Annotated in this window: 12 protein-coding genes; 6 read left to right on the top strand and 6 right to left on the bottom strand. The window is 65.3% G+C overall.

The window, feature by feature from the left end; all coding sequences use genetic code 11:
- Positions 1–68: 68 nt before the first annotated feature.
- The 5 genes from KDK82_RS01065 (at position 69) to KDK82_RS01045 (ending at position 4,671) form a co-directional block, all read left to right on the top strand.
- Entirely contained in the window at positions 69–770 is a 702-nt protein-coding gene (locus KDK82_RS01065) for a 3-oxoacid CoA-transferase subunit A (RefSeq protein WP_012207359.1), read from the top strand.
- 26 nt (positions 771–796) lie between these two features.
- The gene (locus tag KDK82_RS01060; RefSeq protein WP_179217911.1) at positions 797–1,456 is read left to right on the top strand and encodes a 3-oxoacid CoA-transferase subunit B; all 660 of its coding nucleotides are present in this window, start codon (positions 797–799) and stop codon (positions 1,454–1,456) included.
- A gap of 72 nt (positions 1,457–1,528) precedes the next feature.
- Positions 1,529–2,740 (top strand): 3-oxoadipyl-CoA thiolase, encoded by a 1,212-nt coding sequence (pcaF, locus tag KDK82_RS01055; RefSeq protein ID WP_088163814.1) that lies wholly within the window; start codon positions 1,529–1,531, stop codon positions 2,738–2,740.
- 7 nt (positions 2,741–2,747) lie between these two features.
- The gene (locus KDK82_RS01050; RefSeq protein WP_088163812.1) at positions 2,748–3,488 is read left to right on the top strand and encodes an SDR family NAD(P)-dependent oxidoreductase; all 741 of its coding nucleotides are present in this window, start codon (positions 2,748–2,750) and stop codon (positions 3,486–3,488) included.
- 175 nt (positions 3,489–3,663) lie between these two features.
- Positions 3,664–4,671, top strand: coding sequence for a tripartite tricarboxylate transporter substrate binding protein (locus KDK82_RS01045; protein ID WP_012207363.1), 1,008 nt, complete (start codon positions 3,664–3,666; stop codon positions 4,669–4,671).
- A 185-nt stretch (positions 4,672–4,856) separates the two neighbouring features.
- On the opposite strand, the gene KDK82_RS01040 is transcribed toward KDK82_RS01045, so the two are convergent.
- The 3 genes from KDK82_RS01040 to KDK82_RS01030 all read right to left on the bottom strand — a co-directional run bounded on the left by KDK82_RS01040 (position 4,857) and on the right by KDK82_RS01030 (position 8,718).
- Positions 4,857–5,654 carry a hypothetical protein gene (locus KDK82_RS01040; RefSeq protein WP_088163810.1) on the bottom strand — a complete coding sequence of 266 codons (798 nt, stop codon included), beginning with the start codon at positions 5,652–5,654 and terminating at the stop codon, positions 4,857–4,859.
- Between the two features lie 95 nt (positions 5,655–5,749).
- Entirely contained in the window at positions 5,750–7,267 is a 1,518-nt protein-coding gene (locus tag KDK82_RS01035) for an alkaline phosphatase (RefSeq protein WP_088165408.1), read from the bottom strand.
- 38 nt (positions 7,268–7,305) lie between these two features.
- Positions 7,306–8,718 carry an alkaline phosphatase gene (locus KDK82_RS01030; protein ID WP_088163808.1) on the bottom strand — a complete coding sequence of 471 codons (1,413 nt, stop codon included), beginning with the start codon at positions 8,716–8,718 and terminating at the stop codon, positions 7,306–7,308.
- A gap of 192 nt (positions 8,719–8,910) precedes the next feature.
- Between KDK82_RS01030 and KDK82_RS01025 the strand changes: the two genes are divergently transcribed.
- Complete coding sequence (locus KDK82_RS01025; protein ID WP_088163806.1) at positions 8,911–10,002, top strand: MBL fold metallo-hydrolase; 1,092 nt, start codon at positions 8,911–8,913, stop codon at positions 10,000–10,002.
- A gap of 78 nt (positions 10,003–10,080) precedes the next feature.
- On the opposite strand, the gene KDK82_RS01020 is transcribed toward KDK82_RS01025, so the two are convergent.
- The 3 genes from KDK82_RS01020 to KDK82_RS01010 form a co-directional block, all read right to left on the bottom strand.
- A complete protein-coding gene (locus KDK82_RS01020; protein ID WP_179217831.1) occupies positions 10,081–11,538 on the bottom strand; it encodes a PQQ-binding-like beta-propeller repeat protein in 1,458 nt (485 codons plus the stop codon).
- Positions 11,539–11,839: 301 nt separating this feature from the next.
- The gene (locus KDK82_RS01015) at positions 11,840–12,712 is read right to left on the bottom strand and encodes an SAM-dependent methyltransferase (protein WP_088163802.1); all 873 of its coding nucleotides are present in this window, start codon (positions 12,710–12,712) and stop codon (positions 11,840–11,842) included.
- On the bottom strand, positions 12,709–13,329 hold the full coding sequence (locus KDK82_RS01010; RefSeq protein ID WP_012207370.1) for a DUF1415 domain-containing protein: 621 nt from the start codon (positions 13,327–13,329) through the stop codon (positions 12,709–12,711). The genes KDK82_RS01015 and KDK82_RS01010 overlap by 4 nt, the downstream gene beginning before the upstream one ends.
- Positions 13,330–13,384 lie beyond the last annotated feature (55 nt).

Below are 13,384 nucleotides of genomic sequence, written 5' to 3'. Positions count from 1 at the left end.
GCGAACTTTTGTTCTACATACGAACATTTTAGCGCAGCGCCAGCGGCCTGCATACCGGAGACAAGCAAGTGATCAACAAAATCACCGACACCATCGCCGAGGCGTTGTCGGGCGTCCAGGACGGCTCCACCGTGCTGATCGGGGGCTTTGGCACCTCGGGCAATCCCACCGAACTCATCGACGGCCTGATCGCCCAGGGCGCACGCGAACTGACCGTGGTCAACAACAACGCGGGCAACGGAGACCAGGGGCTGGCCGCCCTGCTCAAGAGCGGCCAGGTGCGCAAGATCATCTGCAGCTTCCCCCGCCAGGTGGACAGCTGGGTGTTCGACGACCTGTACCGCAGCGGCAAGATCGAGCTGGAACTCGTGCCCCAAGGCAACCTGGCCGAGCGCCTGCGCGCCGCCGGCGCCGGCATCGGCGGCTTCTTCTGCCCCACGGCCTATGGCACGGAGCTGGCCAACGGCAAGGAAACGCGCGAGATCAACGGCAAGCACTATGTGCTGGAGCATCCCATCCACGGCGACGTGGCACTGGTCAAGGCCGAGAAGGGCGACCGCTGGGGCAACCTCACCTACCGCATGTCGGCCCGCAACTTCGGGCCGGTGATGGCCACGGCGGCCAAGCACACGATCGCCACCGTGCACGAGATCGTGGAGCTGGGTGCGCTGGACCCCGAGGCCGTGGTCACGCCCGGCATCTACGTGAGCCAGATCGTGAAGATCGACCGCGTGGCCACCCAGGCCGGCGGCTTCAAGAAAACCGCATGAGCGCCCCAACCGCCGAAAGCAAGAGCATGAGCAGCTACCAGAAACGCAGCAAGCAAGAGCTGGCCCGGCGCGTGGCCGAAGACATCTTCGACGGCGCCTATGTCAACCTGGGCATCGGCATGCCCACCCAGGTGGCCAACCACATCCCGGCCGGCCGCGAGGTCATCCTGCAAAGCGAGAACGGCATCCTGGGCATGGGCCCGGCGCCCGCCGAAGGCCAGGAGGACTATGACCTGACCAATGCCGGCAAGCAGCCCGTCACCCTGCTGCCGGGCGGCTGCTATTTCCACCATGCCGACAGCTTCGCCATGATGCGCGGCGGCCACCTGGACATCTGCGTGCTGGGCGCCTTCCAGGTTTCGGCCACGGGCGACCTGGCCAACTGGAGCACGGGCGAGGCCGGTGCCATTCCCGCCGTGGGCGGCGCCATGGACCTGGCCGTGGGTGCACGCCAGACCTGGGTGATGATGGACCTGCTGACCAAGACCGGCGAATGCAAGGTCGTCGAGGCCTGCAGCTATCCGCTCACGGGCCTGTCCTGCGTCAAGCGCATCTACACCGACCTGTGCACGCTGGAATGCACGCCCGAGGGCCTGTGCCTGATCGACACCGTGCCCGGCCTCTCGCACGCTGAGCTGCAGTCCATCGTGGGCCTGCCCATCAAGGACGCGACGGCCACGGCCTGATCCCTCCGCTCCCCCCAGTGGGTGCGCTGCGGCGCACCCCGGCACCTCTTCATTCTTTTTCCAGGAGACACCATGAGCCAGTCCAACCAGGCCTTCATCTGCGACGCCATCCGCACCCCCTTCGGCCGCTACGGCGGCGCCCTGTCCCCGGTGCGTGCCGATGACCTCGGCGCCGTGCCGATCAAGGCGCTGATGGAGCGCAATCCCGGCGTGGACTGGACGGCCGTGGCCGACGTGCTCTACGGCTGCGCCAACCAGGCGGGCGAAGACAACCGCAACGTGGCGCGCATGTCCGCCCTGCTGGCCGGCCTGCCCATCGATGTGCCGGGCGCCACCATCAACCGGCTGTGCGGCTCGGGCCTGGACGCCGTGGGCACGGCCGCGCGCGCCATCAAGGCGGGTGAGGCCCGCCTGATGATCGCGGGCGGCGTGGAAAGCATGAGCCGTGCGCCCTTCGTCATGCCCAAGGCAGAAAGCGCCTTCAGCCGCAGCAACGCCGTGTACGACACCACCATCGGCTGGCGCTTCGTCAACAAGCTGATGAAGCAGCAGTACGGCGTGGACTCCATGCCCGAGACGGCCGAGAACGTGGCCGACGACTTCAAGATCGAGCGCGAAGCCCAGGACCGCATGGCCCTGGCCAGCCAGCAAAAGGCCGCCGCCGCCATCGCGGCCGGCTACCTGGCCAAGGAAATCGTGTCCGTGTCCATTGCCCAGAAAAAGGGCGACGCCATTGTCGTGAGCCAGGACGAACATCCGCGCGCCACCACCATCGAGGCGCTGGCCAAGCTCAAGGGCGTGGTGCGCCCGGATGGCACGGTGACGGCCGGCAATGCCAGCGGCGTGAACGACGGCGCCTGCGCCCTGCTGCTGGCCAACGAGGAAGCCGCCAGGCAATACAACCTGGTGCCCCGCGCCCGCGTGGTCGGCATGGCCGTGGCCGGCGTGGCGCCGCGCATCATGGGCTTCGGCCCGGCGCCCGCCGTGCGCAAGGTGCTGGCCCTGACCGGCCTGACGCTGGAGCAGATGGACGTGATCGAGCTGAACGAAGCCTTTGCCGCACAGGGCCTGGCCGTGCTGCGCGATCTGGGCATTGCCGACGACGACCGCCGCGTCAACCAATGGGGCGGCGCCATTGCGCTGGGCCATCCGCTGGGTGCCTCCGGTGCCCGCCTGGCCACCACGGCCGTGAACCAGCTGCACACGGTGGGCGGCCGCTACGCGTTGTGCACCATGTGCATCGGCGTGGGCCAGGGCATTGCCGTGATCCTGGAAAAGGTCTGAGACTGCGATGAGCACCGTGGATAACAAGACACCCGTCACCGTGGTCAGCGGCGCCAGCAACGGCATCGGCCGCGCCATCGCCGAGGCCCTGCTGGCCCAGGGCCGCGCCGTGGTCAACCTCGACTACGTGCTGCCCGACTGGAGCCATCCGCTGCTGGTGAGCTACCAGGCCGACCTGACCAGCGAGCAGGCCACCGCCGAGGCGGCGGCCCGCATTGCCGCCGCGCACAACGTGGTCGCCCTGGTCAACAACGCAGGTGCCACGCGCCCCGGCACCATCGACAACGCCAGCACCCAGCATCTCGACGACGTGGTGGGACTGCACCTGCGCGCGCCCATGCTGCTGGTGCAGGCCTTCCTGCCCACGCTGCGTGCCTGCGGCGAGGGGCGCATCGTGAACATGTCCTCGCGCGCCGCGCTGGGCAAGCCCGACCGCATCGTCTACTCGGCGACCAAGGCGGGCCTGATCGGCCTGACGCGCACCCTGGCCATGGAACTGGGCCGCGACCGCATCACGGTCAATGCCCTGGGTCCGGGCCCCATCGCCACCGAGCTGTTCACCAAGAGCAACCCCGAAGGCGCGCCGCAGACCCAGCGCATCCTCAACAGCATTGCCGTGGGCCGCATGGGCACACCGGGAGACGTGGCCCGTGCCGCGCTGTTCTTCCTGTCGCCCGACAACGGCTTCGTCACCGGCCAGGTGCTCTACATCTGCGGCGGCACCACGCTGGGCGTGGCGCCCGTCTGAACGAACGTCGGACCGACCGTCTGACCGAGCGCCTTCCCAGGCACAACACCCTTCAAGAAGAACCACTGGAAGCGCCCGCCTGCACAGGCGGGCGCCACACAGGGCCCTGCCCTGGCCCAGCCCGGCGTTGCCGGGCCCGGCCATCCACCTTATTGCCGAATCAGGAGACCTCTCGATGTCCGATCAAACCACCCACTTCACCCGCCGCCGTGGCCTGCAGGCGCTGGCCGCCGCATCCCTGACCGCGCTCGGCGCCCTGTCCGGCACCGCCGCCCTGGCCCAGGACGGCTTCCCCAGCAAGCCCATCACCATCCTCGTGCCCTTTGCCGCTGGCGGCACCACCGACATCCTGGCGCGCATCGTCGCCCAGGCGCTGCAGCAGGAGCTGGGCCAGACCGTGATCGTGGACAACAAGCCCGGCGCGGGCGGCAACATCGGCGCCGTGGCCGCCGCACGTGCACCGGCCGACGGCTACACGCTGTTCATGGGCACCGTGGGCACGCATGCCATCAATGCCGCGCTCTACGCCAAGCCCGGCTTCGACCCCATCAAGGACTTCTCGCCCCTGACGCGCGTGGCCAACGTGCCCAACCTGCTGGTGGCCCACCCCAGCCAGCCGTTCAAGACCGTCAAGGAAATGATCGCCTACGCGCGCGCCAATCCCGGCAAGCTGAACTACGGCTCCTCGGGCAGCGGCAGCTCCATCCACCTGTCGGGCGAGCTGTTCCGCTCCATGACGGGCCTGGACATGGTGCACGTGCCCTACAAGGGCAGCGCCCCGGCCATCACCGACCTGCTGGGCAACCAGATCGCCATCATGTTCGACAACATGCCCTCGGCCATCCAGCATGTGCGCTCGGGCAAGCTGCGTCCCATCGCCGTGACCACGGCCAAGCGCTCGCCCGAACTGCCCGATGTGCCCACCGTGGCCGAAGCCGGCGTGCCCGGCTACGAGGCCACTTCGTGGTTCGGCCTCTGGACCCAGGCCAAGACGCCCGCCGCCGTGCAGCAGCGCCTGTACACAGCCATTGCCAAGGTGCTCAAGGACCCGGCCGTGGTCAAGAAGATCAATGACCAGGGCGGCGATGTCGTGATCGACACGCCGGCCGAATTCCTCGCCTACATCAAGGCCGAATCGACGAAGTGGAGCAAGGTCGTAAAAGACTCTGGAGCGCAAGTCTGACGTACCCCCTGAGCCGCTGCGCGGCTTCCCCCTGAAGGGGGACGGCGCCATCGCCGCGAGGCGGCTCTTGCTCGGCGCCCCTGGTGTCAGGCTGCGCCGGTTTCCAGCGCCATGCGTTTGAGCATTGAAATGGGGAATAAAAAAGAGCTGCCTTCGGGCAGCTCTTTTGCGTTGGGGGCTGGGGTTCAATCCAGCAAGTCGGAGTAATCACCCTTGTCGTAGCCTTCGATGGCCTTCCAGGGCTGGGCCAGCGGGGCGGGCAGCTTGGTGGCGGTGACGACGATGCGCTCGGTGCCGTGGGAGTCGCTGCGCTCCACGCGGCGGGCGAACTGGTTGGCCACGTCCCAGTCGATGACGGTGGTTTGTTCGCCTGCCGTGCCGCGGTAGCGCTGCACGCCGTTGTGCGGCTTGCCCACGCGTTCCATGCCTTGCAGCGCGGTGGGAGGCACGATCCAGTACACGTTGTCGAAGGAGCCGCCGTAGCCCACGTTGCCGTGGTGGGCCAGGTCCACGCTGATGACGCGCCGCAGCTTGGCCAGGATGACTTCCACGCCGACCTTGCCGTCATCGGCGCGGCGGATGGACAGGGGTGCGGCGCGGGCCTCGTCATGGGCGTGGCCGGCGTGCGGGCCGTGGGCATGGTCGTGGCCGTGGTCCTGGCTCTGGCGCAGGGCGGCGGGCATTTCGCGCTCTATCCACAGCTGGGCCTTGCGGCGGTAGACGCGGTTGGTATAGACGCTGCTGCGCTGCACGCCGTCGCTGCCCACGCTCATGGCTTCGTAGGTGATGCGCAGGTCGGCTTCGGGCGTGGCCTGCACGGCGGCCGTGGTGCGCGCCACGGAATCAGCGGGGACTGCGGCCGTGGGTGCGGATGCCGCCGCCTTGGCCGGCTCGGCGGCCCATGCTGCGGAGACGGAACAGGCCAGCAGCGCGGCCGCGTAGATGTGGCGCGCCGCGCGCGGCGCCGGAAGGGAAAGCGTCATGGAATCCAGCCAATGCGAAAAAACCGGGGCCGGGCACACGCATGTGCCACGGCTCCGGCCAGGGGTTGGCAAGCAGCCAACGAAGGAAGAAACAATTACAGGCCAGCGGCTTCGCGGACCTTGGAGAACACCTTGGTGTTGTCCATCGTGCCCTTGAAGATCTTGGCGCCCGCGCCGCCGGCGAACAGCATCACGTCGCCGCCGCCATGGGTCTCGGAGCCCGGCGTGCCCAGGTTCAGGCCGACTTCCTGCAGGTAGTTGTCGTCCGTGGTGTCCACGGCCGTCACGTCGTCGCGCGAGGCGCCGCGCGTGGGAGCGATCCAGGGCTTGTTGCCATCTTCGGCATTGACCTGGCTGGAGGCCGTGGCGTTGGGACGTCCGCCGTTGCCGAAGGCCAGCGTGGTGTAGGGCTTGCCGTCCTGGGCCTTGGCCATCTGGCCGGTCTGGTAGTCCTGCACCTTGCCCAGGATCGGGTTGCCGATCTTGGAGTAGCCGTTGAACACCATGTTGTGGTCGTGATCGGCCGTGACCACGATCAGCGTGTTCTTCAGGCCCGGGTCCTTCTTTTCCATGTAGGCCATTGCGGTCTCGATGGCGCGGTCGAACGCTAGCGTGTCTTCCAACGCGCGCTTGGCATTGGTGCCGTGCAGTGCGTGGTCGATGCGGCCGCCTTCCACCATCAGGAAGAAGCCCTTGTCATTGCGGCTGAGCACGTCCAGCGCCTTGCCAGTCATGTCGGCCAGGCTGGGCTCATCCAGCTTTTGCTTGACACGGTCCAGCTCGTAGGCCATTTCGCTTTGCGTGAACAGGCCCAGCAGCTTGGGGGCCTTGGTCGCGTCCAGGGCCGACAGCTCGCTGCCCTTGGCGACATAGGCGTAGCCCTTGGCCTTCATCATGTCCACGAGGTTGGCCGTGTCCGTGCGCTTGCTGCTGGGGTTGACCGACTTGGGCAGGTAGTTGCGCTGGCCGCCGCCCATGAGCACGTCGATGCCGTCGCCCAGCCTGGCGTTGTAGTTGGCATGGCCGGGCACGGACTGCTCGGCAATGCTGTTGTAGCCATTGCGGTTGCAGATGTGGGCGTAGGTGGCCGCAGGCGTCGCATGGCCCACGCGCGTGGTGGAGATGGCTCCCACGGCGCGGCCCTTGGCCTTGGACAGTTCCAGCAGGGTCTGCGCGGGCTGGCCGTTGCCGGCCGGGCAGGTGGTGTCCTCGCCGTTGATGTACTGCTGGCCGTTGGCCGCATAGGCCAGGGTCTCGGCCGACATGGAGATGACTTCGTTGTTCATCTTCACGCCGGTCATGTAGGCCGCCATCGAAGGCGCGCTGTCCGTGGTCTGGCCATCGCGCGAGAAGGTCTTGACGCGGCTGGCGTAAGGCAGGGACTGCATGGTCAGCGTGGCGCGCTCGCTGCTGGTCAGTGCCGTGGGATTGGCAGCCAGCTGCTTCTCACCCTTGTAGATGCGCGCGGCGGTCACGGTGACCGGGCCCATGCCGTCGCCGAGGAAGAAGATGACGTTCTTGGCCTCGCCAGCCGCATGGGCGGCAGGTGCCAGCAGCGCCAGCGCGCCGGCCGCAGCCAGGGCGAGGGAGGTCTTTTGGAGGATCGGATGCATGTGGAATTCCTTGAGTGCCTTGAATGCAGCGTGCGGCATCACAAGCCGATGCTCTTCTTGATCAGGTTGAACACGGCCGTGTTGTCGATCACGCCCGAGAACGTATCGGCACCCATGCCTTGCGCGCCCAGGAACACGTCGCCGCCGCCGTGGGTTTCGGAGGCCAGGGGCACCACGGCCTCCTGCAGGTAGTCGGGGCTTTCCAGCGAGGCAGCGTCGATGGGACCCCGCGTGGCCAGGCGCTTGGGACCGTTGCCGAAGCCCAGGATGGTGTAGGGATTGCCATCCACATCGGTGGAGGCCTTGCCGTCCACGTAGTTCTTGACCAGGCCCAGCACGCCGGGCTTGCCGGCCTCGGTCTTGCCGGTGCGCGCGGCATAGCCGTTCAGGTGCAGCGTGTGGTCATGGTCGGCGGTGACGACGATCAGCGTGTTCTTCAGGCCCGGATCGACCTTGGCCATCTTGTCCAGCGCGGTCTGGATGGCGTTGTCGAAGGCCACGGTGTCCTGCAGCGCGCGGCGCGCGTTGGTGGCGTGCAGCGCATGGTCGATGCGGCCGCCTTCCACCATCAGGAAGAAGCCCTTCTTCTTGGCCGACAGTGCGTCGATGGCCTTGCCCGTCATCTCGGCCAGGCTCGGTTCCTTGGTCGCATCGCGGTCCAGGTCATAGGCCATGTGGTCCTTGGTGAACAGGCCGGCGATCTTGCTGCCGTCCACAGGCAGCTTGTCGAACTCGCTCTTGTTGGCGGCGTAGCTGTACTTTTGCGTCTTGAACTCGGCGATCAGGTTGCGGCTGTCGTTGCGGCGGCCGCCGTCGGCCTTGGGCGTGAAGTAGTAGGAGCCGCCACCCAGGATCACGTCCACGCCGTCACCGAGCTTGCTGTTGTAGCCGGAACCGCCGGGCACCAGGGCCGCGGCGATGGTGTTCTCTGCATCGCGGTGGCAGACGTGCGAATAGGTGGTTGCCGGCGTGGCATGCGTGATGCGCGCGGTGGAGACCACGCCCGTGCCGTAGCCGGCGGACTTCATCTGCTCGAGCAGCGTGGGAACGGCCTGGCCGTTGCCGCTGGGGCAGGTGCTGTCGTAGTTGGTGTGATAGGCCTTGCCCGCAGCGTCCGTGGCCTTGGTGTCGGGCGTCATGGAGATGACTTCGTTGTTCATCTTCACGCCGGTCATGTAGGCGGCCATCGAGGGCGCGCTGTCCGTCACCTGGGCGTCGTTAGAGAAGGTGTGGACGAAGGCCGTCTCGGGCAGCTTGTCCATGGTCAGTTCACCGTCTTCGCCCACGCTGTAGATGCGTGCGGCGGTCATGGTGGTGATGCCCATGCCATCGCCCAGGAAGAACAGCACGTTCTTGGTCGGAGCGGCTGCGGACGAACCGTCGCTGCCGCCACAGGCGCTCAACAGCAGCGAGGCACCAGCCAGCGCGCTGCACAACATCTTCAATTTCATGCGGATATCCCTCTGTAGGCAGGGGACCCCGCAGCACGGCCGCGCCCTCCCCCTGTTGATTGACCCGTGCACTGTAGGAGCGGCCTGTGACGAGCCCGTGACAGCAGGGCAGCAGCGGCAGGCGTATCGTTGCGGGGATGCGCTGCCAGCCGGGGAGCACCCGGCCACCCCCGCGACTGAACAAGGAACCCCATGGACCAGAAAGCCCAAGCCCCGAACGCCTCGCACGCCACGGATGCGCCGCCCAAGCCGGTGCTCGACTACCCGTTCGAGGCGCCACCGCAGCGCGGGCAGACGCTGGAGGTCGCACCCGGCGTGCTATGGATACGCATGCCCCTGCCCTATGCGCTGGATCACATCAATCTCTGGGCCATCGATGACGGCCAGGGCTGGGCCATCGTCGATACCGGTGCGCGCACCGACGAAGGCGTGGCCACCTGGCGCGCGCTGTTCTCCCAATCCACCGACGGCCGCTCGCTGACGCGCGTGCTGGTCACCCACATGCACCCCGACCATGTGGGCCTGGCCGGATGGCTGACACGCAAGTTCCATGTGCCGCTGTACATGACGCGCCTGGAGTACCTCAACTGCCGCGTCGTGGTCTCGGACTGCAGCCGCGAGGCCCCGCCCGACGCCATCGCCTTCTATCGCCGCGCAGGCTGGAGCGACAGCGCGCTGGAGTCCTACCGCGCCCGCTTCGGCAACTTCGGCAAGCACATCCACGCCCTGCCCGACAGCTACCGCCGCCTGCACGACGGCGAGGAACTGCGCATAGGAAAGCACCTGTGGCGCGTGGTGGTCGGCAGCGGCCACTCGCCCGAGCACGCCAGCCTCTACTGCCCCGATCTCAAGCTGCTGATCTCGGGCGACCAGGTGCTGCCGCGCATCTCGTCCAACGTATCGGTCCATGCCATGGAGCCAGACGCCAACCCCATGGCCGACTGGATGGATTCTCTGGAAAAGGTCAGGCGCGAAGTGCCCGACGATGTGCTCGTCCTGCCCGCGCATGGCGATTGCTTTCGCGGCTTGCATGCACGAATCGATTCACTGGCGGCAGGCCAGGAGCGCGCCAACGCCCGCTTGCTGGCCGCACTGGCCGAACCGCGTCGCGCCGTCGATGTCTTCGGCGCCCTGTTCTCACGCCCCATCAGCGAATCCAGCCCCGCCCTGCTGGGCATGGCCACGGGCGAAAGCCTGGCCTGCCTTAATCATTTGATGCATGCGGGGCAGGTGGAGCGCAGCATCGATGGTGAGGGGATTGCCTGGTATCGCGCAACGCGCTGAGAAAAAAGACCTCGCCAACGGAAACACAAGAGCAAATAAGAAAGCGGCTCGAATTTCCAGCCGCTTTCCCTTACTACATCAACGCAGATTGATGGCGAACAGGCTGGCGTCGAGCGCCTGCGCGACATACAGGATGCCGTTGTCGGAAACTGCCAGACTTCCATTGACGGGATGGCGCCAGCCAATAGCATGGCTGGAACGGTCAATCGCGTAGGTGGACGCCCCGAATTTACGGTCAGAAGACACAAAGACCAAGTTGCCGACCACAGCAACGTGATAGACAGCCTCCTCGCCGACCGGCACCACGGCATCAGGCAGCGGCGTGGACCAGACCACGGCACCTGTTGCCGATGAACGCGCCTCCAGCGTGGCGACGCCCTTGGCGGGCTGCGGCACATTGACTACATAGACCATATCGCCCGCCAAGGCTGGGCGGCTCAGAAAGGAAGCCTCGACATCCCAGAGTTTTTGCTTTTGCCCAATCGAGTAGCTGCCAAGCGAGGCATTGCCCTGGTTGAAATGCGAGACTAGCACGCGATCCTGACCATCGGCGAGGGTACCGGTCGCCCTGCGGACTTCCCTTTGCTCACCTCCGGTTGCAATGCGCGCTATCTCTCCGCCATCCTTGATATCCCGGGCATAGACGTTGGCCGCATCTGCCATATACAACCGATCGGAAGCCCTGGAAGGCAGAGTGCGCATGGGCGCATAATCCCGCCACGCCACAATACCGTCCACAGCCGTCATTCTGAAGGTGAACGGGGCATAGACCGAGTCATCATCCGCAACCAGCAAAGAGCGGTCTTCCTGTCCTTCGTAGTGATCGGGCGTGTTCACCGAGGATCCAGTCACGGCATTGCGCACATACAGACGATTGGGAGCAAAAGTCGTTTCATCCGCATAAGAAAATACGTTGCCCTGGCTGACAACCGCTGGGCCAGAGTTAAACGACGACCCCCAGAGCAGCGTGCCGTCGACTTCTCCATAGGCACGAAGGCTATTACCGCCTGTGTAAACCCGTCCATCGACCACGACGGCTTCTGTCAGTCTCCACATTGAGGTTGAAGGTCCTCCCCGCTTTGCCCAGCGCAAGGAAAAATTAGCCGGACTCAAGGTGATATTAGTCGGCACATAACCCGTGCGCGCAGCATTGCCACCCAAGTTGTTCCAAGCCACAGCACCAGGCAGCATGGCCAGCGGGGTCTGCTTCAAAGCCTTGGAGACCACCTCGATTTCATAGGGAACGGTCCAGGGCGAGCCTGGATAGGGCGAGTTGCATACGCGTGCATCATCACTGCACAAAAAGACCTTCAATACGCCGCTGCGCTTGCCAACCGGTGCACTAGTAGCTGTACTCAGATTGAACTCGAAACCCGCGATCTTTTCATAGGTGACCGTCGTACCAGAAACGAACTCATCCGTAGCATCGACACGCACATTCAGCGGCGCGGAAAGCGCCTTGGTAGACGTAGCTTTCACCGTAACTTGCTCCGAATCGCCCTGGAGCACCGCGACATCCGGCTTGTCAAACGTCAACCAACCATTTTCAGGCTCAGTGGGCTTTGGTGGCGTCGTATCCCCACCTCCGCCACCACCGCAAGCTACCAGAGAGAGTGCCAGCCATAGCGAGTATCTATACATTTTCTGCCTTGTATCTATTTGAAGCTGTGGAACTTCCACCGATGGTGAGAGCTAACAAATATATCCGAGCACCATTATCCACAAACCTCGATACTCAAAAAATTACATCTATCGCTCACCCAATAGCTATCCAAAATAAAAATCAGACACCACACAAAGAGTCAGGTGCGCACACCTTGCGCAGCAATCCGTATCACTATTGGCCAAAGCGGTGCGCCAGTGCAGACCCTGACAAGCCAAACTCTTCGAGGATTGCACGGAGCCGCTCGACCGCACTGCGCTTTTTCTGCCCCGTGTAACGCGCAATGATCAGCTCGTTCTTCATGCTGTGCTCCCAGCCGACCAGCTCGGTCACGGTGACCTGATAGCCACAGGCTTCCAGGTACAGGCAGCGCAGCACGTTGGTGAGCTGGCTGCCCATTTCGCGCGTGTGTATGGGATGGCGCCACAGTTCGGCCAGGGGCGTGCGCGTCAGGCTCAGCGCCTTGGTCTGGCGCAGGCAGGCAGCGACCTCGGCCTGGCAGCAGGGCACCAGCACCATGGCCTTGGCCTTCTTCTCCAGGCCGAAGGCGATGGCGTCGTCGGTGGCGGTGTCGCAGGCATGCAGGGCCGTGACAACGTCGAATTGCGCAGGCATGAAGTCGGCATGCGTGGACTCGGCCACCGACATGTTCAGAAAGCCCATGCGGTCGAAGCCCAGCTCGGCGGCCAGCTTCTGCGAAGCCTCCACCAGCGGCGCGCGCGTTTCTATGCCGTAGATATGGCCTCGTCCCAGCAGCTTGAAATACAGGTCGTAGAGGATGAAGCCCAGGTAGGACTTGCCGGCGCCGTGGTCGGCCAGGGTGACCGCATGGTCGTCGGCCGACAGTTCTTCGAGGATGGGGGCGATGAACTGGTACAGGTGGTAGACCTGCTTGAGCTTGCGCCGCGAGTCCTGGTTGATCTTGCCTTCGCGCGTGAGGATGTGCAGCGCCTTGAGCAGTTCGATGGACTGGCCGGGCTTGAGGCCCAGTTGCTCGGTCACATCCTGCTCGGGTTTCGCGGCAGGCTTGCCTTGGCGCGCCTTCATTCGGCTGCGCCCGGCTTGGCTGCATGCGCCACGGGGCAACGCGCGCCCACGCCCATGTCCAGCCAGCCTTCGATGCCGATCTTCTCCAGCGTCTCCATGTTGCGCTCGTAGATGGACTCCGCCTCGGGGAATGCTTCGACCGCCTTGTCTATGCTGTCCTCGCGCAGCAGGTGCAGCGTGGGATAGGGCGAGCGGTTGGTGCAGTTGGTGACGTCGTCGGCTTCGGTGCCCTCGAACTGGAACTGCGGATGGAACGAGGCCACCTGCAGGATGCCTCCCAGGTCCAGTTCCTCGACCATGGCGTCGGCCACTTCGAGGAAGTCGTTGAAGTCCAGGAACTCCTGCAGCGCATGGGGCAGGATCAGCAGCGTGGTGTCGCGCTTCTCGGGCGAGGCCTCGGCCAGCGCTTCCAGCTCGCGGTGCAGATCCGCCGCCACGCCCTCGGCGTCGGTGGCCTGGCTGACCGTGTAGTGGATCTGGCCCTTGATGTGCACGCCCTTGGCGAAGGGGCACAGGTTCAGGCCGATCACGGCCTTCTCGAGCCAGTGCACCGTATCCTCGATCACGGTGACAGGCGGAAACTCGGCCGCGCGAATCTCGTGGTTGGTATCGGTCATGGCTGTGCCCTTCAAAAATGCGAACGGGGGCACTGCGCCCCCAGACATTGCGAAA

The sequence above is a fragment of the Delftia sp. K82 genome, assembly GCF_002193035.1.
Classification (GTDB): Bacteria; Pseudomonadota; Gammaproteobacteria; order Burkholderiales; family Burkholderiaceae_C; genus Comamonas; species Comamonas acidovorans.
The sequence above is the reverse complement of the archived record's forward strand: the minus strand, read 5'-3'. Positions and strand labels throughout refer to the sequence as shown.